17 protein-coding genes and 1 riboswitch are annotated in these 21,291 nt (G+C 39.6%); of the genes, 5 read left to right on the plus strand and 12 right to left on the minus strand.

Annotation, left to right across the window (positions count from 1 at the left end; all coding sequences use genetic code 11):
• Positions 1-52: 52 nt before the first annotated feature.
• The 4 genes from AC0QT1_RS06100 to AC0QT1_RS06115 all read right to left on the minus strand — a co-directional run bounded on the left by AC0QT1_RS06100 (position 53) and on the right by AC0QT1_RS06115 (position 6,204).
• Complete coding sequence (locus tag AC0QT1_RS06100) at positions 53-1,024, minus strand: WD40 repeat domain-containing protein (protein ID WP_473200755.1); 972 nt, start codon at positions 1,022-1,024, stop codon at positions 53-55.
• Positions 1,025-1,034: 10 nt separating this feature from the next.
• Entirely contained in the window at positions 1,035-2,063 is a 1,029-nt protein-coding gene (locus AC0QT1_RS06105) for a CobW family GTP-binding protein (protein ID WP_473201869.1), read from the minus strand.
• A gap of 12 nt (positions 2,064-2,075) precedes the next feature.
• Positions 2,076-2,819 (minus strand): creatininase family protein, encoded by a 744-nt coding sequence (locus AC0QT1_RS06110; RefSeq protein ID WP_473201870.1) that lies wholly within the window; start codon positions 2,817-2,819, stop codon positions 2,076-2,078.
• 2,050 nt (positions 2,820-4,869) lie between these two features.
• Entirely contained in the window at positions 4,870-6,204 is a 1,335-nt protein-coding gene (locus AC0QT1_RS06115; protein WP_473201871.1) for an NAD(P)H-dependent oxidoreductase, read from the minus strand.
• Between the two features lie 161 nt (positions 6,205-6,365).
• On the opposite strand from AC0QT1_RS06115, the gene AC0QT1_RS06120 reads away from it, so the two are divergent.
• The gene (locus AC0QT1_RS06120) at positions 6,366-6,845 is read left to right on the plus strand and encodes a MaoC family dehydratase (protein WP_473200751.1); all 480 of its coding nucleotides are present in this window, start codon (positions 6,366-6,368) and stop codon (positions 6,843-6,845) included.
• A gap of 6 nt (positions 6,846-6,851) precedes the next feature.
• Here AC0QT1_RS06120 and AC0QT1_RS06125 read toward each other — a convergent pair whose 3' ends face one another.
• The 3 genes from AC0QT1_RS06125 to AC0QT1_RS06135 form a co-directional block, all read right to left on the minus strand.
• Complete coding sequence (locus tag AC0QT1_RS06125) at positions 6,852-7,511, minus strand: methionine ABC transporter permease (protein ID WP_473201872.1); 660 nt, start codon at positions 7,509-7,511, stop codon at positions 6,852-6,854.
• On the minus strand, positions 7,504-8,538 hold the full coding sequence (locus AC0QT1_RS06130; RefSeq protein WP_473201873.1) for a methionine ABC transporter ATP-binding protein: 1,035 nt from the start codon (positions 8,536-8,538) through the stop codon (positions 7,504-7,506). Before AC0QT1_RS06130 ends, AC0QT1_RS06125 begins: the two co-directional genes overlap by 8 nt.
• Before the next feature lie 69 nt (positions 8,539-8,607).
• Positions 8,608-9,426, minus strand: coding sequence for a MetQ/NlpA family ABC transporter substrate-binding protein (locus AC0QT1_RS06135; RefSeq protein ID WP_473201874.1), 819 nt, complete (start codon positions 9,424-9,426; stop codon positions 8,608-8,610).
• A gap of 511 nt (positions 9,427-9,937) precedes the next feature.
• On the opposite strand from AC0QT1_RS06135, the gene AC0QT1_RS06140 reads away from it, so the two are divergent.
• Positions 9,938-10,585 carry an SH3 domain-containing protein gene (locus tag AC0QT1_RS06140; RefSeq protein ID WP_473200747.1) on the plus strand — a complete coding sequence of 216 codons (648 nt, stop codon included), beginning with the start codon at positions 9,938-9,940 and terminating at the stop codon, positions 10,583-10,585.
• A 179-nt stretch (positions 10,586-10,764) separates the two neighbouring features.
• Here the strand turns inward: AC0QT1_RS06140 and AC0QT1_RS06145 are convergent, their stop codons facing one another.
• The 4 genes from AC0QT1_RS06145 to AC0QT1_RS06160 all read right to left on the minus strand — a co-directional run bounded on the left by AC0QT1_RS06145 (position 10,765) and on the right by AC0QT1_RS06160 (position 14,369).
• Entirely contained in the window at positions 10,765-11,796 is a 1,032-nt protein-coding gene (locus AC0QT1_RS06145; protein WP_473201875.1) for an aspartate-semialdehyde dehydrogenase, read from the minus strand.
• Between the two features lie 503 nt (positions 11,797-12,299).
• Positions 12,300-12,695 carry a helix-turn-helix domain-containing protein gene (locus AC0QT1_RS06150; RefSeq protein WP_473200745.1) on the minus strand — a complete coding sequence of 132 codons (396 nt, stop codon included), beginning with the start codon at positions 12,693-12,695 and terminating at the stop codon, positions 12,300-12,302.
• 791 nt (positions 12,696-13,486) lie between these two features.
• A complete protein-coding gene (locus tag AC0QT1_RS06155; protein WP_473200744.1) occupies positions 13,487-13,693 on the minus strand; it encodes a Trm112 family protein in 207 nt (68 codons plus the stop codon).
• Between the two features lie 13 nt (positions 13,694-13,706).
• Entirely contained in the window at positions 13,707-14,369 is a 663-nt protein-coding gene (locus AC0QT1_RS06160) for an LON peptidase substrate-binding domain-containing protein (RefSeq protein ID WP_473200743.1), read from the minus strand.
• Positions 14,370-14,831: 462 nt separating this feature from the next.
• Positions 14,832-14,931: riboswitch (glycine riboswitch) on the plus strand.
• Positions 14,932-15,068: 137 nt separating this feature from the next.
• Here AC0QT1_RS06160 and gcvT point away from each other — a divergent pair.
• Genes gcvT through gcvP form a run of 3 tightly spaced genes read left to right on the plus strand, consistent with a single transcriptional unit; the run spans position 15,069 to position 19,363 of the window.
• Positions 15,069-16,187, plus strand: coding sequence for a glycine cleavage system aminomethyltransferase GcvT (gene gcvT, locus AC0QT1_RS06165; protein ID WP_473201876.1), 1,119 nt, complete (start codon positions 15,069-15,071; stop codon positions 16,185-16,187).
• Positions 16,188-16,193: 6 nt separating this feature from the next.
• A complete protein-coding gene (gene gcvH / locus AC0QT1_RS06170; protein WP_473200741.1) occupies positions 16,194-16,562 on the plus strand; it encodes a glycine cleavage system protein GcvH in 369 nt (122 codons plus the stop codon).
• A 5-nt stretch (positions 16,563-16,567) separates the two neighbouring features.
• A complete protein-coding gene (gene gcvP / locus AC0QT1_RS06175) occupies positions 16,568-19,363 on the plus strand; it encodes an aminomethyl-transferring glycine dehydrogenase (protein ID WP_473201879.1) in 2,796 nt (931 codons plus the stop codon).
• Positions 19,364-19,662: 299 nt separating this feature from the next.
• On the opposite strand, the gene alr is transcribed toward gcvP, so the two are convergent.
• The gene (gene alr / locus AC0QT1_RS06180) at positions 19,663-20,781 is read right to left on the minus strand and encodes an alanine racemase (protein ID WP_473200740.1); all 1,119 of its coding nucleotides are present in this window, start codon (positions 20,779-20,781) and stop codon (positions 19,663-19,665) included.
• Positions 20,782-21,291: the final 510 nt, after the last annotated feature.

Raw genomic sequence — 21,291 nt, forward strand, 5'->3', positions numbered from 1 at the left:
CTGCTTGTGGAGGATTGTGCTGCTATTAGCTGTGATGGTTATTGCTATTTTCTTAAACAGAGATGTTGATGATACCACATTCACCGTTTTCGCTACCAAAGGCAAGATTGTGTCCCGTTTTATCCCAATTTAGCGCTGAAATAGCGCTTTTCCCGCAATCTTTTAGAAGAATTTCTTTTCTATCGTGAAAATGTGCACATAAAATCATTCCGTCATTAAAGCCTATTGCAACAATGTCTTCGCTTGGATGACAGGAAACGGTGCTGACCAGTGCATTGGCTCGCGTGCCCAGTTCTAGTGGTGCTTTACCCATGGGGCCATCTTTCGTATGAAAGGGCCAGACAATGGCTGCTGAGGCGCCTGATGTTGCGAGCCATTTTCCTTTTGCGCTCCAAGACCAGCTTTTGACCTTGCTTGGATAGCCACTCATGCGTAAATGTTGATTATCAGTAAGACGCCAGCCATGTAAGGCGTTTTCTTGCATGCTAGAAATCACATAGCGGTTGTCTGGTGAGAAGGTGACATCAAAGTGTGCCCCTTTCCATACCAGTGTGGTTGGAGGTGCTTGCGTGGAGAGCCAATGCAGGGTAACACCATTATAATGGGCAACGGCAAGGCGTAAACCCTTTGGAGCAAACGCAAGACCTTCTACACTGCGTTCATGCGTAAGTTCTTGTAGCCCATTACCGATATTTGCCACTGTTAAACGTGAGGAGGAATAAGCAAAAATTTTTCGTGGTCCAAAAGTAACCTTGTTTATCCATTTACCTTTTTGTTGCCCTAGGACTTCTGTATGACCATCTGCTGTTGTGTGACAGGCTTTTCCGTCTTCTCCACCAGTGATAATCGCTGTGTTATCGGAGGCAAAATGACTTGAAATTATTCCTTGGTGAATTTCAATGACTTGCGGGATTGGGTTTAAAAAAACAATGAGACCCTCTACTGAAACGAAAGTTGGTTTGTTGTCAATAAAACCGCAGGAGAGACAATAATTTTGAAGATTATAATGGGTGGTGCTTGGCATTATACCTCACTTATGCGCAATTTTCAAAACCAGTTTTCAATTTTTCGGCATCAAGGGTGCGGCCGATAAAAACAAGCCGGCTTTCCCGTTTTTCATCTTCACGCCATGGACGTTGATGCTGTCCCTCAAGAATCATGTGTATGCCTTGAATAACATAGCGATCATTATCTCCTTGAAAGGCAATAATTCCTTTTAAACGTAAAATATCAGGACCTTGTTGTTGCGTAATCTGTTGAATCCATGGAAAAAACTTTTCTGGTTGAAGCGTACCTGTTTTTAAACTTACAGAAGTAATTGTAATGTCGTGAATGGCGGATGGGTGGTGATGGTGATGATCATGATTGCAATCGGGACCACAGAGATGGTTGGCATGTTGGGGATCAAGAAAATGAGGATCACTCTCTAAAGTTCGTTGTAGATCAAAGGAACCAAGATTGAGAAGTTTCTCAAGAGGAATATTCGTGCGCTCTGTTGCATAAAGCACAGCTTGGGGATTAATCGCAAGAATAAGCGATTCAGCATGTGCACGTTCTTGTGCAGTGACAAGATCAATCTTATTTAAAAGAATGATATCAGAGAAGGCAATTTGATCTTCAGCTTCACGGCTCTTTTTAAGTTGAGAGGGGAGGTGTTTTGCATCAACCACCGCTATGACACTATCAAGAGCGGTCTTTTCTTGGACAGTATCATCCATGAAAAAAGTTTGTGCAACGGGAATAGGATCAGCAAGTCCTGTTGTCTCTATAATGATTGCATCAAAGCGGTGAGAGCGTTGTATGAGGCTTTCCAGAATACGAATAAGATCGCCGCGCACGGTACAGCAAACGCAGCCATTATTCATTTCATAAATTTCTTCGTCGGACTCCACGATAAGATCATTATCAATGCCAATTTCACCAAATTCATTGACAATAACTGCATAACGTTTGCCATGGTTTTCACTGAGAATGCGATTGAGAAGAGTGGTTTTTCCTGAGCCAAGATAACCTGTGAGAACTGTAACGGGAATTTTATGGGGCATATTTTGTTTTTTTTCCATGAGGGGTGCCTTTTATCGTAATGCGTTTATTTTAAATTGATTGATATCATCAAGTAAATCACGAAGCCCACAAAGGACATGAGAGAAAATTGCTTCACCCGCTTGAGCTGTTGCTTCCCTTGCATTGCCTGCTGCTCCCTGTTGGTTAAGGTCACGCATTGTCCATCCAAAGGCATGAGGACCATAAGCACGTAAATATCGATAATGGGCAATCATATCAGCTTGCTTATTGTGAAAATTTTTTGCCTTCTCCATTTGCACTTTTTCTGGTGCTAAATAAAGCATTAAGGAGGTTTCAATAAATCCTCCATGAATATCAAGATGTTGTTGAGAGGGTGCCATTAAACCTTGCGGGAGGCCAAAACGACTCCAGCTGGTTGCGACGGCAAGCATGGCAAAACGTCGCCGTAATTCGGTAATAACAATGTTCATTAAAGGTGAATTGCCTCCATGGGCGTTGAGAAGAAGAAAACGTTTAATACCCTTATGGTAGCAGTTTTCACCAATCTTTATCCAGCGTTCGATCGCGTCAGAAAAGCTGAGCGTTTTTGAGCCTGTAACATCCATATGTTCAACGGAATAGCCAATTTTTTCAACAGGTAAGAGCGTGATATCAAATTGCTCTCTTGTTTGTAAGGTGAGGGCTTTTGCAAAAGCTTCAGCAATAATCCAGTCGGTTTCAAAGGGGAGGTGTTTTCCGTGATATTCGTGGGCGCCCAAGGGTAAAAGAGCAAGAAAAGGCGTATCGGATACCATAAACTCATTATCCAAAAGAGAAGTCAAAAAAATGTAAAGTGATCAGAAATTGAAGGTATTTTCCTTAATTTTAATCTATCTCCGGAAAAAATGCAAACAAGAGTATTTTCATGCATCAGAGTTAGAAAAGAGAAAATGAGTGCTTTGTTACAAACAGTGAAGAGACACTTGAAACAATCTTTCAGTCTTTGCTGCAATATCGCTTTATCATTGTTTAAAGATGAGGTGTGTTTTGTGAAAATTGCCGATGAGACATCTGTTTTTGAAAAGCTAAGATTTGAGGATGATGAGCTTTATATTCTATTGACTCGTTTACAATTTTGCGACAGCTCTTGCGTTAAGAAGCTTCATAAGAAGCATTTTTATTGCTTTCTTCTCCGTGTTTTTATCCACACGCTCATCCCCCTTGTGATGTGCAAGGGGATGGTTTTAATTTCTTCACCATAGATAGGATTAAAATGAGAGACTCTTAACGATCTTCAGGATTTTCATTCAACAGGCAAAAGATTAATTATGATTATCAATCAATATCTTGCCTACTATAGAAGGCAAGTTTTCCTTTGAAAGGAAGGGGGCATGGGCGGCTGTTGCTATGAAAAAGAGAGTGATGAGAGAACTTAGATTTCAAATTAAAATTTTGCGAAGAGACTTTATGACATTTTATAGATGGTTGTATTAAAATGGTACAATGTTTTTTGATCCATACGACTTTTAAGAAGATCTTTGTCATTTTAGTAAATGACAAAGAAATTGAGAGAGTACGGTGGATTATTAAAGGAAGTTTAGTGAATGTGATGGGATTGAAGAGGTCTTTGCGTGTTCACTAAAAGAGATAATGATTTGGACGATTAAGATGCTTATAAGTATGGTTTTTTGTGAGGTAACCATTAAGAGAACAAACCAATTGGTTCTTTATAAAGAAAGCCATGTTTTAATTTAAAGGTGAAGGGGATCGACCATTTTGGTAGTGTATCTTTACCAGAATAAGGATAAAGAGTGCTGGTAAAGAAAGTAAAGATAAGGGAAGCATGTTTTTCTGCCCTTTACATTTATAGTGATCTTTGTTGCTTTATCATCGGGAATATTTTTTGTTTTATATCTCAAATGACTTAAGATGTGTTTAATTTTTTCTTTTATAAAAATAAATCTTCTTATTTTTTGATGACAAAACATAAATGAACAATATTCTTTATTTTTATTCGCTATAATTCTAAAACGTATAATAATTATTTCTTTTAATTTTTAGTCATTTATTTGATAAATTATTTTTTATGTTGCAAATTTGTATATTATGCTTTTTACTATTTACATTAAATACACAATGTATTATAATTTGTTCTGTAAATACGTAAATATATCATTTGTATAGAGCGATAAATAGATAAATTTTTGTTTTTATATCTGTAAGTATTCTTTCACTTTCTTCAGTGAAGTAAAAGAGGAGCAGAGAGGGCTGTAATTAAAGTATTTAGATCTCATATCTGTTTGTACATTCTAACAGGGTTTATTCTTCGTTTTGTACAAACTGTCGAGAGTTATGCGAACAGCACGAAGCTCGCTTTCAGGAAGGAGCACCTGTTGCTGCTATAGCAGCAACAGGAAAGAATGCAGGTATTGAGGCTATAAAGATGGCTGTTATTCGTGATGCTGAGGGGAAAGACGGATTTGCTTTTGGAAAAATATTTCTCTTTAAAGTGTTTTGGGGTGGTGTCGGTTTTATAATCTTTTTGTCTTCTTTACTAACGGGGGAATCTCATTGGTGCTGTAGCGTCCATTATAGGGTTATTTTTTTTATCACATAGGGTTGTTTTTATCGCTCATCGGAATTCCTCTCTTTTTGGTGTATTTTGTTGATCATTCGTGGAGAAAAGGTCTCTTTGGAGAAGCATTTGTACTGATCTGAAGAGAGGGATGAAATATATATGAGCTGTTCTATAGATATACGAGTGGAAGATTTAAAATCATTCAGGAGTTATTTTCAAAGGGTAGAGTCTGCTATTTTTTGCAGCTTATCATGATTTTATAAGTAAAAAGGTTGAGAAGAGTTCGTTTATAGACTTGTAGAGGAAAGACAATTCAGTAATGTGTCTTGTTTTGTACGAAGGCGTGCAATCCACTGATCCTCACGAATAGCGGTATTATGGACTGTAATGAGTTCATTTTTTTTGATTTCAGCGGTCACTGTTGCTTTTTCCAAAAGTCCACAGGGAATGGCTTGGTGCGTGCGCGCTTCTACCTTGTTCATGATCCAAGCACGATAAGTGTAAAGACCAATGAAATCCAATTGATCACCTGGGTGTAAATCTTTTTTAGCAACAGCACAAACTTCTGCTACTGGAGTGCTAAGGGGTACCATATCTTTTTTCCCATAAAGCATGATCCGTGCGCAAGTGAGGGGGACTTCCATTGCCGTTAAATGATAGGGACGATGAAAGGTAAAGTAAGGTCCCTGACCAATTTTTAAATCTTCCATCCGTTCGCGTAGACGTGGGTGTGCAATTTCTGCAATGACAAAAACACCTGGAGAAACGCCTTGACCTATCGAATAATCCACAACACCATATTTCTCTAAAATACCGCCATCTTGTTTGGGAATAAGTACTTTGCTTAAATCTTGGAGTGCTGTTTGTGGTCCATGCATTCCTGGGCAGTCGGGAAGGAGTCCCGTTGCATTGGCAATGGCTGCCATTTCAACCATTGTTTTGGAACCATCAATAAATTCAACGAGCATACGCACATTCATATTGCGTTGTGATGCTTCTTCTTCATAAGTATCAGGTGTGGCATCAAAAATAAGAGGATTGTTTTTACCTTTTCCAGCTGCAACGATCTTATGTCCAAGGGCTGAAACAAATTCAATGAGCTCCATGCAAGATGTTGGTTCATCACCGGCACCAAGTGTATACACAAGGCCTCGTTTTTCTGCTTCATGTTTTAGATAAGCGCCAATTGTAACATCGGTTTCAACATTCATGGTGACAAGATGTTTGTTGTTTTCAAATGTTTTAAAACCAATTTCTGCACCAGCTTCAGGATAGCCTGTTGCATCGACGATAATATCGATTTGTTCATGACGTAAAATAAGGTCAATATCATCTGTGGCGGCAATTAAACCTTTCTCAATGGTTTGCGTTAAGGCATTGGCATTTTCAATTTCGCGTACGTGGCCATCTTCTCCGTAGGCTAACAGAGCGGCATCAAAAATACGTGATGGTGTTCGGGTGGCAACAGCCGCAATTGTTATGCCATCCATATGAGCGACAGTTGAGAGCAAATCTGTTCCCATTTCACCACAACCAATGAGTCCAATACGGATAGGCTGGTGATTTTCTGCACGCTGTTTTAAATCACGTGCTAAACCTGTTAGGCTGACATTGCTTGCCATTATTTCTTCTCATTTAAAAACTACCGTGTTAGGGGGTGTTTTTATTTAAAGCGCATTTACTTTTAAAGCAATGAATCTTTTATTATTGATGCTCTAATTAATGGGTTTTATAAAAGCAAGAGCGGTGGGGTACTTTTGTCAAATAAAACAGGAATAGCGTTATGCAGCAAAAAATAGCAGTCCAAGATGTCGTCAATTTTATTGGGAAAGAAATGGGATTCTCTTCATGGCGCCTTGTTACGCAGGATATGATTAACCAATTTGCGACTGCAACAGATGATCATCAATGGATACATGTTGATGAGGAAAGAGCAAAAAAAACCCCTTTTGGTGGTACGATTGCTCATGGCTTTTTAACGTTATCGCTTTTGTCTACGCTGGCTTATGAGGCTCTTCCAGAGTTGGAAGGGGCAACTATGGGCATTAATTATGGTTTTGATAAAGTGCGTTTTATGAGTCCTGTGAAGACAGGCGCACGGATACGCGCTCGTTTTGTTTTAAATGATGCCGAAATTCGTCCTTCTGGTCGCGTTGTTTTTCACTATGGTGTAACGGTAGAAATTGAACAGTTAAAAAGGCCTGCTCTCACCGCACAGTGGCTTATTGTGGCTATGGTTGGTGAGAAGGACGCAAACCTGTAAAGTGCTTTAATGCTTTGTTTTATCAAGTTTTTGCACAATTTTATCCGAGGACCATTGGGTGACGACATTGAGAATGATCAAAAGGATGATGACGCTTGTCATGATGGGGGTATTATAACGTTGATAGCCATAGCGGATCGCCATATCCCCTAAACCTCCTCCGCCAAGATATCCAGCAAGTGAAGTGGCTCCGATAAGAGAAATAATCATCACTGTAAAGCCTGTGATTAGGCTAGGGAGTGCTTCAGGAATGAGAACATGCCTAATAATTTGAAGACGACTTGCCCCCATAGAACGGACCGCTTCAATGAGGCCATTTTCAACGGTTTTAAAGGAGAGTTCTGCCATTCGTGCATAAAAAGGAATAGCTGAAATAGTAAGGACAAAGATGACAGCAGGCATGCCTACACCTCTTCCTACAACCATCCGTGTAAGTGGGAGGAGGTAAAATGCAAGGATGATAAACGGAATGGCACGAAGACTATCAATAATAATACTCAAAGGGCGATTGATGAGACAGGAAGCAAAAATCCCTCCACGTGTTGTGGTATAAAGAAGAAGACCAAGGGGAAGTCCTATAATGAGGGCCATAAAAGAAGCACTTATTGTCATCAAGAGTGTATCAAAAAGGGCTTTGAAGAGTTCATGAGAGAGAATATTAAACATAACCTAAAACCTCGCAATAGCGCCCTTTTTCAGTCAACCATTTAACGGCTTTTTCTAACGCTTCTTTATCTTGGCTTGGAAGACCTAAGAATAAACGACCGATGGTTTCGCCTTGAACTGTATCAATACCACCATGGAGAATACGTGCTCTTAAACCGATTGCATCTTCTAGAAGATGGAGAAAAGGTTGTTGGGCAATTTCACCGGCAATATTAATTTCAATGACAGCTTCGTGACCGATCGGTTTAAGATTTTTTGCAAATTTTTCAGGAAGTTGTGGAGTAACGAGTTTGAGCATGGCAATGGTTGTTTCTTCTTGTGGTGATGTGAAAATATCTTTCACAAGTCCTTCTTCCACAATGCGTCCTTGATTGAGGACAACAACGCGATGTGCAATGGTGCGCACAACTTCCATTTCGTGAGTAATGAGCACAATCGTAAGATTGAGGCGGTTATTAATATCAGCAAGAAGTTCTAAAATGGATTGTGTTGTTTCAGGATCAAGAGCAGAGGTTGCTTCATCTGATAATAATATTTTGGGATTATCGGCGAGAGACCGTGCAATCCCAACACGTTGTTTTTGTCCCCCTGAAAGTTCCGCTGGATAACAGTATTCTTTACCAGATAATCCTACGAGTTCAATAAGTTCAAGAGCACGTTTATGGCGTTGTTTTTTGTTTATCCCTTTCAATGTAAGGGGTAATGCAATGTTATCAAGGATATTTTTTGATGACAAAAGATTGAAATGTTGAAAAATCATACCAATACGTTGACGGTAAGAGGCCCATTGCGTCTCTGATAAATTTGAAATATTTATTCCTTCAAAAAAGATGTTTCCTGAGTCAATTTTTTCTAATCCATTGAGACAGCGAATAAGTGTTGATTTTCCTGCTCCACTGCGTCCGATAATGCCAAGGATTTCACCGGCATGGATATTGAGAGATAAATTATCAACTGCTGGAAAGCCAGCCGTGTTGCTATAACAACGGCTGACATTCTTTAAGGAGATCAGAGAGGGTTTTTCCATTCATCACTACCAAACTACTTGGCATAATTACCAAATTACTGGGCACAATTACCAAAATATTCAGCGCAATTACCAAGATGTTTGGGCAGCTGGCCCAAAGATTTCTTTGATTTTTGCACGGACAGGTTCACTGTTGTAAGCAGTAACTAATTTTTTGACCCATGGCTCATCTTTTTCAGAAGTTCGTACGACGATAATATTATTGTAAGGGTTATTTTCCGCTTTTTCCCATGCAATAGCATCTTTTTCTAAACTTAATCCAGAGACCAAAGCCCAGTTTGTGTTTACAACCGCAATGTCAAAATCATTGAGTGCTCGCCCTAACATACCGGCGTCTAATTCACGAATTTGCAAGTTTTTAGGGTTTTCAACAATATCAAGTGGTGTTGCAAGAATATCATGAGGATCTTTTAACTTAATAAGATCTAGAGAGTTGAGAAGAAGTAAAGCTCTTCCCCCATTTGATGGGTCATTAGGAATGCCAACATGGGCTCCATCATGGAGCTCTTTTAGCTCTTTTATTTTGTGAGAATAGACACCAATTGGGGCAATAAATGTATATCCAACAACGGAAAGTTTGTAACCCCGCTGTTCAATTTGATTATTAAGATAAGGCGTGTGTTGGAAAGCATTTGCATCAATATCCCCTGCATTGACGGCGTCGTTTGGCAGAGTGTAATCAGAAAAATAAACAAGTTCAATATTTAACCCTGCTTTTTTTGCTTGTTCGGCAGCAACTTTCCAAACAGTTGCCTCATGTCCTTCCATGACACCGAGTTTGATGTTGGATTTATCTGCTGCCATCGAAAAGCTTGGAGACAAAAAGAGTACAAAGAGAGAAAGGAGTAATCCAAGTGTGGTACTCCAAGACAATTTCTTTAATATCATGTGTTTTTGCCTTTCTTTTCCAAGATTTTTTTGAGGAAAGATTTAATATACTGCTACTTTAGAGGAATTTAAGACTATAAAAGCTTTATAGAATATTCAATCGTTTTTATGCAAAAAAGAATATTATTTTCCTCTACCGTAAGCATTTTTAAGAAAAGACATTATTTTCTGGAAGCTCTTCTCTAAAATTCAGGCAACAAATTCTTGTATCGTAATCCTTTGTTGGGGGAACCAAAGGCGGTTTCAAAACTTCTTTACATGAAGGTTGGCTGAATAGCTCAGCGATCAGATAACGTTTTAGCAGTAAATCCACGAGGTAAATGGAGAATATTGCACAATCAAGACAAGAGCCCGTGTGTGTAAAAGCGATAGAGGATAAAGCTAAGAGAGTTTTTCTCAAAATGGAGTGGATTTTTAAGAAGACTAAGAATTGATCTCCACTTGACTTAAACACGGCAAATTTTTGTGAAGGCGAATATTTTGCCTTTTATATTCTGGAGAGGAAAAAATAATGTTTAAAAAGAAATTTTTATTAACCACCATGCGTTTATTGCCTTTTGGTGGGGTTTTATTAGCTTTAAGTGGATCAGGGCTAGCAATGGCTGCTCCTCATGCGGCGATTGGAACAGTTGCACGTGTAGAAAAAAGTCAGATGGTTTTACGTGCAGGCCCAGCTAAAACTTATAAAGCTATCGCAACCGTTCCAATGGGAGCAAAAGTACAGATTAACGGTTGTCTCTCCAATAAAGCTTGGTGTTCTCTTCGTTATAATGGAAGAGTTGGTTGGGCGTCTGCACGTTATGTCAATGTTAATAATGTTCCTGTGATTTCTTTTCCAAATATGCATGCAAAAGCAAATTCCATGGTAAAAGCACAAAAGAAACAAGGAAAGCAGACTGTTTTGAGACCTAAAACTCTTACGCTGCCTCAGAAAATACGTAAAAATATGCAAGAAATGTATAGAACCGATATGATTATTGATTCCACAGGTGTTAAAAAAAGGGATGAACGAACAATTTTGAATCCATCCCCAAAGGCACAGGGGGTATCGGTAGAGCACGTGAACGCGTACAACCCTTTTTTTCCGGATGATGTCAATTACAAAAATTTTGAACGAAATGAAACGCGTTACCGTATTGTAACCTATCCTTCTCCATAAAGATAAAGTAAAGTTCATTGTTATTGGGGTGACAAAATACAGCAGCATGAAGCAAAAAAACGCTTTGTGCTGCGTACTTGTCGATAATTTGGCACTAAACACGTCACGATGAAGCACTTATGCTTCACCGCGCTTGGTGCCTTTTCAAAATCAACATGAATAGGCTTCAGTTTTTTTGTTTAGGCTGCTTTTTTGGGTTTTATCAAATTACGAAAAATGAGTAATTCAGCAATTTGAATTGCATTCAATGCTGCCCCCTTTCTTAAATTGTCGGCGACAACCCAGAAAACCAAACCATTTTCAACAGTGATATCTTCACGGATACGGCTAATAAAGGTGTCATCTTCACCAGTGCTTTCATAGGGCGTTGTATAACCACCATCTTCGTGTTTATCGATAACTTGGCAACCTGGTGCATCGCGTAGAAGTGCTTGTGCTTCATGGGCGCTTAGTGGTTTTTCAAATTCAACATGAACAGCTTCAGCATGACCGATAAAGACAGGAACGCGAACAGCTGTTGCTGTTAATTTTATTTTAGGGTCAAGAATTTTCTTCGTCTCAACCGTCATTTTCCATTCTTCTTTCGTATAACCATCTTCCATGAAAACATCGATATGAGGAATGACATTAAAGGCAATGCGTTTGGTAAATTTTTTTGATGAGATGGGATCTGCAACAAAAACAGCGCGTGATTGTTCGAAGAGTTCATCCATCCCTTCTTTTCCAGCTCCAGAAACCGATTGATAAGTGGATAAAACAACACGTTTAATGATTGCTGCATCGTGGAGAGGTTTTAATGCTAAAACAAGTTGAATTGTTGAACAATTAGGGTTTGCTATAATATTACGCTTGGAAAATGCATCAATTGCTTGGGCATTTACTTCAGGCACAATTAATGGGACATTGGAATCATAGCGCCAAGTCGATGAATTGTCGATGACCACACATCCGGCGGCAGCAATTTTAGGGGCATATTCTTTGGAAATAGCCCCGCCCGCAGACATAAGGCAAAGATCCGTGTCAGAAAAATCATAACTATCAAGTGCTTTTACTTTTAAAGTTTTATCACCATAAGACACATTTTGTCCTAAGGAGCGTCGTGATGCCAAAGGAACAATTTCATGAGCAGGAAAACCACGCTCTTCTAGAATTGTAAGCATTTCACGACCAACATTTCCAGTTGCGCCAACAATTGCAACTTTAAAACTCATTTGTCCATACTCCTGTCTTTCTTCATTCTTCTTCCCTAGGCGAACCCTATGAGAGGGCAAGTTGTCCAGGAATATTCAATCATATTGTTGATTTCAGAGGTTTCATTTTTGTGTACATCCATTTGAACCTACAAAGAGTACGAGTCGGTTCATTTGTTAATGTATTCTCCTCTTGGTCGTTAAGGGTTAAGAAAGCTTGAATGTTTTATGCCAAGCCATATAAACTTCTTCTTGACAGCGCTTCAATCTAATGAAGTGCTTATCTTCTGTCAATTGTTTCCCTTGCAATGTTTGCATTTTACAAAGATTGCGTCACGCATTGTATTGGTGCGTTTTTTTCATTCATTGATTTAAGTTTTCTTCCGCAGATCCAAAGGAATTAAGTATCATTGCTGCTTTTTACTTCGTGGCACTCCTTTTCATGTAATAAGTTCAGTTATAAATCAGTTATAAAGATGTTCATTTAAGAAATGCTCACTAAAATTATGAAAAATATGGTTCTTTCACGTTAAATCAGAAACCAATCGCAAGATTGCCTTTTGTTTTTCAGGGTTGAGGACTCTGAAAGTTTTTAAAAGCTGATATTCGGTTTTGCTCGTTATTCTTTCATCATGGTGGTATGTGCCATCTTGTTGTGTTGCGATATCTGCGTAAAAGAAGGAAATGGGAACCTCTAGAATATGAGCAATTTCTTGTAAGCGTCCTGCTCCCACACGGTTCAAGCCTTTTTCATATTTCTGGATTTGTTGAAATGTTATGCCTAAATGATTGCCTAATTGTTTTTGAGAAAGCCCTAGGATGTTTCTTCTGAAGCGAATTTTTTGGCCTATAGAAATATCATTAAAATGTGGATTTTTAGCTTGCACTTTGTCCCCCACCGGGTGCGAGCGCCCTCGCATTAGTATTCCGGGGTCTGGAAGAACTGAACTCGAATCAGCCTCTTGCTTTTAGTGCTTAAAGCACTTGGACATAACAAGAGCCCCCGGAATTTCCGGGATACCCGCCAAGCGGGTTCATTTTTATGTTCGAGTTTTTCAGGCTTCCAGACCCTATTGATCGCTGCGTATACGACCAAAACCACTGGTTGAATTCATAGGGTAATTTCCTGAGATCGTCAATCACAATGAAGATACGTTGGCTTTATTGGTTTGTCTCAACTTAAAGTGCAACCGCTGTAACGTAGGATTGCTGTTTTAAAGGGATTTTAGTCAATTTTTTTCATTAAAAAGGATTTACGAAAACAAAACGGTCATTGTACCTTCAGAAAGATTATGGGTAGTGGCATGGATCATAAAATGATCTCTCACCTTATCCTGTTTCCTATCAATTTGCTCTATTTTTGGTCGACATATTGATTTCATAGGAGCCTTCATTTGACTCTTATTGGTTCTATATAAATTTTAACTCTTATGAATTTCATTATTTTTTTATGTTCTCTTCAGTATTAGGAGGATCTTCCTTTGCTTTCAGAAATAAAAAATCTTTAATATTAATGGATTAGTCTGTTGTTTATGAACCGTCTTGGAGTAGGTGAAACGTTGGGCGTTGGTAGAAAGAATGATGGTATCAACATGTTACCAAATTACTTTTTTAGAACGAGCAAATATTGAGAAAACAAAGTTAAACAAGAATCCCGCTTGATGAAGAAGGGATTGAGAACAGGTTTCTACAAAAATTGAATGAAAATTGTCTATTTTTTATACGTTGCTTTTTCACGGTCCTTTAAAGGACGCGCTTCTGAGGTAAGCATAATCGGAATACCGTCACGAATAGGATAGGCAAGATTTGCTTTGAAGGAAATTAATTCTTGCGTTTCTCGGTTTAAAGAGAGTGTGCCGCCTGTGATTGGGCAGACCAGTAATTCAAGCATTTTAGGATCTGTGGTCATTTTTTTCATGTTTGAGCACTCATTAGTTTAAATGGTAATTTGACCCTATTTGTTTCATAAGAGAGCGCTCTGTTAAAGCAAGTAGAGTTTGGGCGCGGATGCCAATATCGGAAGCCTCTAATAGAGCTTGTTTTTCTGCTGGTGTAAAGGGGATAAGAGCTGAAAAAGCATTAACCAAGAGAGGCGTTGGTGCTTGTATGATACTGTCCCAATTGTATTCTATTTCATGGATGGTAAGATATTTTTCAACAATGTCGAGAAGGTTTTCTCGATTAATATTTTCTGTAATTTCAGGTTCTTCTAAATCTTTTATGTTGGATCGAATGAGAGCAGTTCGATAGGGTTTTGTATCTACCAATTCTTGTTCTAAGGTGAAGCGGCAAACACCTTGTAAGATAATGAAAAGATGCCCATTTCCCATTTCATTGTAGTTTGTAATGCGTCCTATACAGCCTATTTTGTAAAGCGGGCTGGAGAAACGATCTGTCTGTGATGAAAGTGGCTGAATGATGCCTAATAAACGATTGGATACCATAACATTTTCCACCATTTCGAGTGTCTCTGGTTCAAAAATGTTGAGTGATAAAAAACCACCTGGCAGTAAAAGTGCTCCTTCTAAAGGAAAAAGAGCAATTTGCTTCGGTAGATCATTTTCGCAGTTGTAATGGACATTGCCCGCTTTCATGAGTATCTTGTAACCTTTGTTTGTTGAAGTTTGGTATGTAAATAGCCGTAATTTATGACACTATTGAGAGACCAAAAAATTGAGAGAGAAAAAATAAACCCTTTATGCGTTTAAAATGATTATAAAATATTTGAAATCTTTCCTTAATTAAAAGATGTAAAACTCCGTGGTGAGGGTTATAGTTGCACAAGAGGGATACTGCTTTATGATCCTTTTGAGTGCGTGATATTTTGCACTTTTTCAAGTTGTAGCTTTATTTACGGTCTTTGATGTAATTCTTCTTATTTCCTGAAGAGTGGCTATCTACGATTTTCATAATACTCAAAAGATCCTCATTATAAATCTTTTAAAACAGCCTATGCAAGTTAAAAAATGAGAGTACATTCATCACTTTACTGATGACAGTGTAACAAAGATAGACTATAGGTGAAAATATGCCGGAAAGGACGTTGTCGTTTCTTTCATTCTTTTGCGGGAGAGTGCAGATTGCGAACTTTCGCATCTGCCGCCGAAGGGGAAAATAGCCCATAATCTCTCAGGCTCTAAGGACCGTAAAAGGACAAAGGCAGATCTGGAAAGTCGGGAAGGTCCGCGCCGAAGGTGTAAGCGAAAGGTCTTTTCGCGAGTCTCTCAGGTTTGTAACAGAAGGGTGCAGAGGCAGCCATATTGTGTGGCTGTTCGTGCGACTTTGGAGATATTATGGGTACATTACAAGAATTTGAAACATCTTCTTTAAAAACACTTCCTTTACAGCAATTACATGAAAAAGCAGGAGCCAAATTTGGTGCTTTTGCCGGTTGGCAAATGCCTTTGACTTACCCTCTTGGGGTTATGAAAGAGCATCTTCATACACGGGCGCATGCAGGGCTTTTTGATATTTCTCATATGAAATTAATAGCCGTTGAGGGGACACAAGCAGTGGAATTTTTATCCTATGCTTTTCCTGTTAATGCCGCGTTGTTAAAAATTGGTCACTCTCGGTATAATTATTTGCTCAATGAGCAGGCTGGGATTCTTGATGACCTCATCATTACCCGTTTGGCAGAGTGTCGTTTTATGCTGGTCGCCAATGCTGGCAATGCGCAGGCTGATCTTGCGGAGCTTGAGAAGCGTGCTGTTGGTTTTGAGTGTCAAGTCATCGCTCTTGAAAGAGTGCTGCTTGCTTTGCAAGGTCCAGAAGCAGCAGCGGTTATGGTTGATGCTGGGGTGCCTGGTAATGAACTGTTGTTTATGCAAGGATTTGAGCCACAACAAGATTGGTTTATAACGCGTTCTGGTTATACGGGAGAAGATGGTTTTGAAATTGCTCTCCCCATAGAGCAAGCGCATGCATTGGCTGAAAAATTTCTGAGTGATTCTCGTGTCGAGTGGGTTGGTCTTGCCGCACGCGATAGCCTTCGGTTAGAAGCAGGTTTGTGCTTACATGGCAATGATATTACAGCTGAAACAACACCTATTGATGCAGCATTGACATGGGCTGTTCCTAAAGCCGTTCGAGAAAAAGCACAATTTTATGGGGCAAAGGCTTTTCTTGAAGCCCTTGAGAGAGGACCTAAGCGTTGTCGTGTTGGATTAAAACCACAAACGCGTCAACCTGTTCGTGCAGGGGCTGTGCTTTTCGATCATGAGGGTCATCAGATTGGGGTGGTAACGTCAGGTGGTTTTGGTCCTTCTTTTGATGGTCCTGTAGCGATGGGTTATGTTCCTGTTGAGTCCAAAGTTGAGGGAACAGAAGTCTTTACAGAGCTGCGTGGCAAAAAGATTGCACTGTCTGTTCATTCACTTCCTTTTGTTGAACAACGTTATTTTAAAGGATAATTTTCTATGTCTAAAACTTATTTTACACAAGATCACGAATGGCTCAGTGTTGAAGGACAAGTCGTTACTGTTGGGATTACACATTATGCTCAAGAACAGTTGGGAGATTTGGTTTTTGTTGATTTGCCAAAAGAGGGAACGCTCCTTTCTAAAGGAGATGCTGCTGCTGTTGTGGAATCGGTTAAAGCGGCTTCAGATGTTTATGCGCCTCTTGATGGTGAAGTTGTCGAAAAAAATGAGGCTTTGGCAGATAATCCTGAATTAGTGAATCAAAAAGCTGAAAAAGAAGGTTGGCTCTGGAAAATGACATTGCAGGATGAATCGCAACTTGAAGGGTTGCTCGATGAGACTGCTTATAAAGCACTGATTGGATGAGTGCCATGTTAGAGCGTCATTTTTTTTCTCGCCATATTGGGCTTCGCCCCGATGAAACACAAAAAATGCTTGATGTTTTAGGGGTTGATTGTCTTGATACACTCGTTTCTCAAGCTGTCCCCCATTCTATCCATTTAGGACGTTCACTTGATCTCCCAGAGGCAGCAAGTGAAGGGCAAGCTTTGGAAGAGCTCTCCAAGATGATGGGGCGTAATCATGTACATAAAAGTTTTATTGGGCAGGGATACCATGGAACTTTTGTGCCTCCAGTTATTTTGCGAAATCTTTTTGAAAATCCAGCTTGGTATACTGCTTATACACCCTATCAAGCAGAAATTAGCCAAGGCCGTTTAGAACTTTTATTTTATTTTCAGACATTGGTGAGTGAACTCACGGGTTTACCTGTTGCGGCTGCTTCACTGCTCGATGAAGCAACGGCTTTAGCTGAAGCTCATGCGGTAGCGGTACGCTTTGCACGTGAGAAAAAAACAAAGATTTCTCTTCAGAGTCTTTTACATCCCCAGACTTTGAGTGTTGTACAAACGCGCGCTGAAACGCAAGGGATTCAGATTAATCAGGGTGGTAGAATTTGTTCTGATACAGCTGCAATTGTTTTATCTTGGCCAGATACAAAAGGCTTTTTTCACGATTATAGTGAAGTTATTAAAGAAGCAAAGGAAAAAGGAGCACTGGTGATTGTTGTTGCCGATCCTTTGGCACTGACCCTTATGGCACCACCTGCACAATGGGGGGCAGATATTGTTGTTGGCTCTATGCAACGTTATGGAGTTCCAATGGGCTTTGGTGGTCCACATGCTGGTTATCTTGCGGTCAGTGATGCGTTAACGCGCCTCATTCCAGGGCGGATTGTTGGACAATCCGTTGATACAAAAGGGCGCATTGGTTTTCGCTTAGCGTTGCAAACACGTGAACAACATATTAGACGCGATAAAGCGACGTCGAATATTTGTACAGCACAAGCTCTGTTGGCAAATATGGCAACAGCTTATGCTGTTTGGCATGGTCCACAAGGCTTACGGGAAATTGCCCAACGGGTTCATCGTTTAACATGCCGTTTTGTTGCTGGTTTAGAAGCAGCAGGGGTTCATGTTGAAGGGGAAAAGTTTTTTGATTGTGTAAGCATTTTTGTTAAGGGAAAAGCTCAAGAGATTGCGCGTCAAGCAAAAGCTGGTGGGCGTCTTGTTCGTCTTTTGGATGATGACAGAATTGCGATTAATTTTGATGAGTTGTCGACAGAAGAAGATGCTGGTGCTTTGGCAGAGCTTTTTGGTGCACAATTGGTTGATCAAGTTTTTTCACGACTTTTAGGGAAAGGGCGTGATAGCGCTTTTCTTTCACAGCCCTTTTTTCATGCAGTTCATTCAGAGACAGATATGATGCGCTTTTTGCGTCGTTTGTCAGATAAGGATTTGGCATTGGATCGGGCAATGATTCCGCTTGGTTCTTGCACAATGAAGCTTAATGCGGCCGCGGAATTGATGCCTGTTAGTTGGCCTACTATAGCCAATATCCATCCTTTCGTTTCGAGAGAGGATGCAATGGGCTATAGGGAAATGATTCATCAACTGAATGCGTGGTTGTGTGAAATTACAGGATTTGCGCAAGTTTCTTTCCAGCCAAATTCTGGTGCTCAAGGTGAATATGCAGGGCTTTTGGCAATCCGCCGATATCACCAGTCGCGAGGGGAACATCAACGCACACTTTGCCTTATTCCCGCTTCAGCACATGGTACTAATCCGGCTTCTGCTCATATGGCGGGGATGGAAGTCATTGTGGTGAAATGTTTGAGTGATGGCGATGTTGATATTGATGATCTCAAAATGAAAGCACAATTGCATAAAGATCGTTTAGCAGCTCTTATGATAACCTATCCTTCAACCCATGGTGTTTATGAGGAAAGTATTAAGGATATTTGCGCTGTTATCCATGAAAATGGCGGACAAGTTTATTTTGATGGTGCTAATTTGAATGCGCTGGTTGGGCTTGCTCGTCCGGCGGATATTGGAGCGGATGTTTGTCATATGAACCTCCACAAAACCTTTGCTATTCCCCATGGTGGTGGTGGTCCTGGTGTGGGGCCGATTGGAGTGGCTGAACATCTCAAACCCTTTTTACCAGGTCATGAGCAAGAGGGGACAATGTATGCAGTTTCGGCTGCTCCTTATGGAAGTGCCTCTATTCTTGTTATTACGTGGATGTATATTCGAATGATGGGCGCTGATGGATTGAAACATGCAACACAAACAGCAATTTTGAATGCTAATTATATTGCGGCGCGCCTTTCAAAGGCTTATTCTATTCTTTATCGAGGGAAGCATGGACGTGTTGCTCATGAATGTATTGTCGATACCCGCATCTTGAAAGATCAGTATGGGATCAGTGTTGATGATATTGCAAAACGCTTGATTGATTACGGGTTTCATGCACCGACAATGTCTTTTCCTGTTCCTGGTACTTTGATGATTGAGCCAACAGAATCAGAACCAAAAGTAGAGATTGATCGTTTTTGTGATGCTTTGCTCTTGATTGCTGAAGAAGCTAAAAAAGTTGGTGAGGGTATTTGGCCAAAAGGGGATAATCCGTTGGTTAATGCACCACATACATTGGTCGATACGCTTGATGATACTTGGGCACGGCCTTATTTGCGACAAGAAGCTGCTTTCCCTCATTCTTCTCTTGATCCAGCAAATAAATATTGGCCTCCTGTTTCCCGTATTGATAATGTTGCGGGAGATAGAATGCTCATTTGTTCTTGTCCACCCTTGGGAAATACGTATTAAATTTGTTTATCAAAGTAACGAAAAAAGCCTACACATTCTGTGTGGGCTTTTATTATTGGCTGATGTTTGTTTCTCTGAGCTTCTCTTTGTTTTATTCGTTATATCCTTAAAAAATTAGATAATATTTGCGCTCTTTGTGTTTCTCATTTCATTATTTCTAAGTATAATATTTGACTGAATAAATAGAATGTTATGTTGGCATCGGAGGTGTATATTTGTCCATCGTGAAGGTCTTCTGTAGAAGGGCGTCCAATATCATTTTTTTAAATGATGATTGCAATCACTTTTTTTAAAGCGTTCTAAATGTAAATGCGTTTATAGCGTGAACCTAGAGAAGTCAGAATTTCGTTCGGAAGGGTGCAGGCATCGGTCGATAGTTTTTCAAGTGTTTGATGTGTTCCAATCAGTTCTACCCAATCACCTCTTTGAGGTTTTTTATTAAGATCAGTAGCATCAACAATGATGGAATCCATAGAAATGCGTCCAACGATGGGGAGTTTGTTTCCGTTAAAATAAACGCTTCCTTTATTAGAAAGAATGCGGGGCAAGCCATCAGCATAGCCGATCGAAAGAGTTATAAGCGTGCTTGGTCTGGTTGTCATGAAGGTTTCTCCATAACCGACAGGGAATCCCGCCTCAACAGAGCGGCTTTGAAGGACTTGGGCTTCAAGTTTTAAAACAGGTTTAAGAGGTGTTGGGCGTTTTCCACGCGGATCACTTCCGTAAAGTGCAATGCCTGGGCGAACAAGGTCAAAATAAAAATCCTTCCCAAGAAAAATACCTCCAGAATTAGCAAAGGAAACTTTGCAAGCAGGTAATTGCGCAAGGATGGCTTTGAAAGTAGCCAATTGTCTATAATTGGATGAATGTGTGTCATCCTCTCCATTAGCGAGATGACTGAGAATATACTTTATTTCTGCTTTTTCAAAAATCGTAGGTTGTTTGATGAGCTTTTGTATTTCTTTTTTATCAAGGCCTAAACGATTCATATTGGTATCAATTTGAACAATTGCAGGAAATCTTTTATCCTTTTTTTGACAGAGTGTTTGCCAGTCTTCGAGTGCATTCCAAGAATTAAGAACAGGGATAATTCCCGCTTCAGCTATTAGCTCTTCAGTATTATGTGGAACCCCATTGAGAACAATAATCATGACGTCTGTTGGTAAAATGGTTTTTAAGTGCAGCGCTTCTTCAATTTTGGCTACAAAAAAAGTGTTGCACCCCGCCTGATGAAGTGCAGGAGCAATTTTGTTAATACCCAACCCATAGGCATTTGCTTTTACAACCGCAGAGCATTCAATGGGAAAAACACGTTGGGCTAAAGTTATATAGTTTGCAACAATAGCACTCACATTAATGGTTGCTACAGCTGTATAAGGAAGCAATGCGTTCGCTTCATCATTAACGGATTTGTTCATTTTAAAATCCTATTTCGAGTCAATGAGACAAAAAGTTCCCTTTGATTATTTCATATAGGTTTTTATGATAGAGGGAAAGGGGATGCAGACTGTTTGTTAATGTTAAAATCATGAGCAGTTCATCCTGGATTATCTGCCGTTAAAGCAATCTTTTGCTATAAAATACCTATTCTGGTGACAAGAAACTTCTTCTTTTTATGGGTGTGGATACATGAGCCTCACAAAATTGTTAGAATTAGAAGAAGAGATATTTTTGTTTTTTACGTATTTTCTCTCGTTGAGGTCTATTAAAAGATAAAGGCTGATCTATAGAATTGTATCATTCTTTCATAATGAAATTAAATTCTTTTGGGAAGATTGAGTGTAAAATGCAATTTTAACAGAATCAGTTCTATGGTAAATGAAGGGGGAATTGATTGTGTGTTCTAAAGTCAAAAAATATTATGCGTTTTTAATTGTTTTTAGTGCGCTCACCAAGTTATGCCGTTGCTTCTGGTGGAATTGTTGCGG

This window comes from Bartonella sp. P12B, assembly GCF_055796185.1.

Excerpts from the sequence above, each read along its gene's own strand:
- AC0QT1_RS06100 (WP_473200755.1), bottom strand. The coding sequence starts at position 1,024 with ATGCCAAGCACCACCCATTATAATCTTCAAAATTATTGTCTCTCCTGC.
- AC0QT1_RS06105 (WP_473201869.1), bottom strand. The coding sequence starts at position 2,063 with ATGGAAAAAAAACAAAATATGCCCCATAAAATTCCCGTTACAGTTCTC.
- AC0QT1_RS06110 (WP_473201870.1), bottom strand. The coding sequence starts at position 2,819 with ATGGTATCCGATACGCCTTTTCTTGCTCTTTTACCCTTGGGCGCCCAC.
- AC0QT1_RS06115 (WP_473201871.1), bottom strand. The coding sequence starts at position 6,204 with ATGGCAAGCAATGTCAGCCTAACAGGTTTAGCACGTGATTTAAAACAG.
- AC0QT1_RS06120 (WP_473200751.1), top strand. The coding sequence starts at position 6,366 with ATGCAGCAAAAAATAGCAGTCCAAGATGTCGTCAATTTTATTGGGAAA.
- AC0QT1_RS06125 (WP_473201872.1), bottom strand. The coding sequence starts at position 7,511 with ATGTTTAATATTCTCTCTCATGAACTCTTCAAAGCCCTTTTTGATACA.
- AC0QT1_RS06130 (WP_473201873.1), bottom strand. The coding sequence starts at position 8,538 with ATGGAAAAACCCTCTCTGATCTCCTTAAAGAATGTCAGCCGTTGTTAT.
- AC0QT1_RS06135 (WP_473201874.1), bottom strand. The coding sequence starts at position 9,426 with ATGATATTAAAGAAATTGTCTTGGAGTACCACACTTGGATTACTCCTT.
- AC0QT1_RS06140 (WP_473200747.1), top strand. The coding sequence starts at position 9,938 with ATGTTTAAAAAGAAATTTTTATTAACCACCATGCGTTTATTGCCTTTT.
- AC0QT1_RS06145 (WP_473201875.1), bottom strand. The coding sequence starts at position 11,796 with ATGAGTTTTAAAGTTGCAATTGTTGGCGCAACTGGAAATGTTGGTCGT.
- AC0QT1_RS06150 (WP_473200745.1), bottom strand. The coding sequence starts at position 12,695 with ATGCGAGGGCGCTCGCACCCGGTGGGGGACAAAGTGCAAGCTAAAAAT.
- AC0QT1_RS06155 (WP_473200744.1), bottom strand. The coding sequence starts at position 13,693 with ATGAAAAAAATGACCACAGATCCTAAAATGCTTGAATTACTGGTCTGC.
- AC0QT1_RS06160 (WP_473200743.1), bottom strand. The coding sequence starts at position 14,369 with ATGAAAGCGGGCAATGTCCATTACAACTGCGAAAATGATCTACCGAAG.
- gcvT (WP_473201876.1), top strand. The coding sequence starts at position 15,069 with ATGGGTACATTACAAGAATTTGAAACATCTTCTTTAAAAACACTTCCT.
- gcvH (WP_473200741.1), top strand. The coding sequence starts at position 16,194 with ATGTCTAAAACTTATTTTACACAAGATCACGAATGGCTCAGTGTTGAA.
- gcvP (WP_473201879.1), top strand. The coding sequence starts at position 16,568 with ATGTTAGAGCGTCATTTTTTTTCTCGCCATATTGGGCTTCGCCCCGAT.
- alr (WP_473200740.1), bottom strand. The coding sequence starts at position 20,781 with ATGAACAAATCCGTTAATGATGAAGCGAACGCATTGCTTCCTTATACA.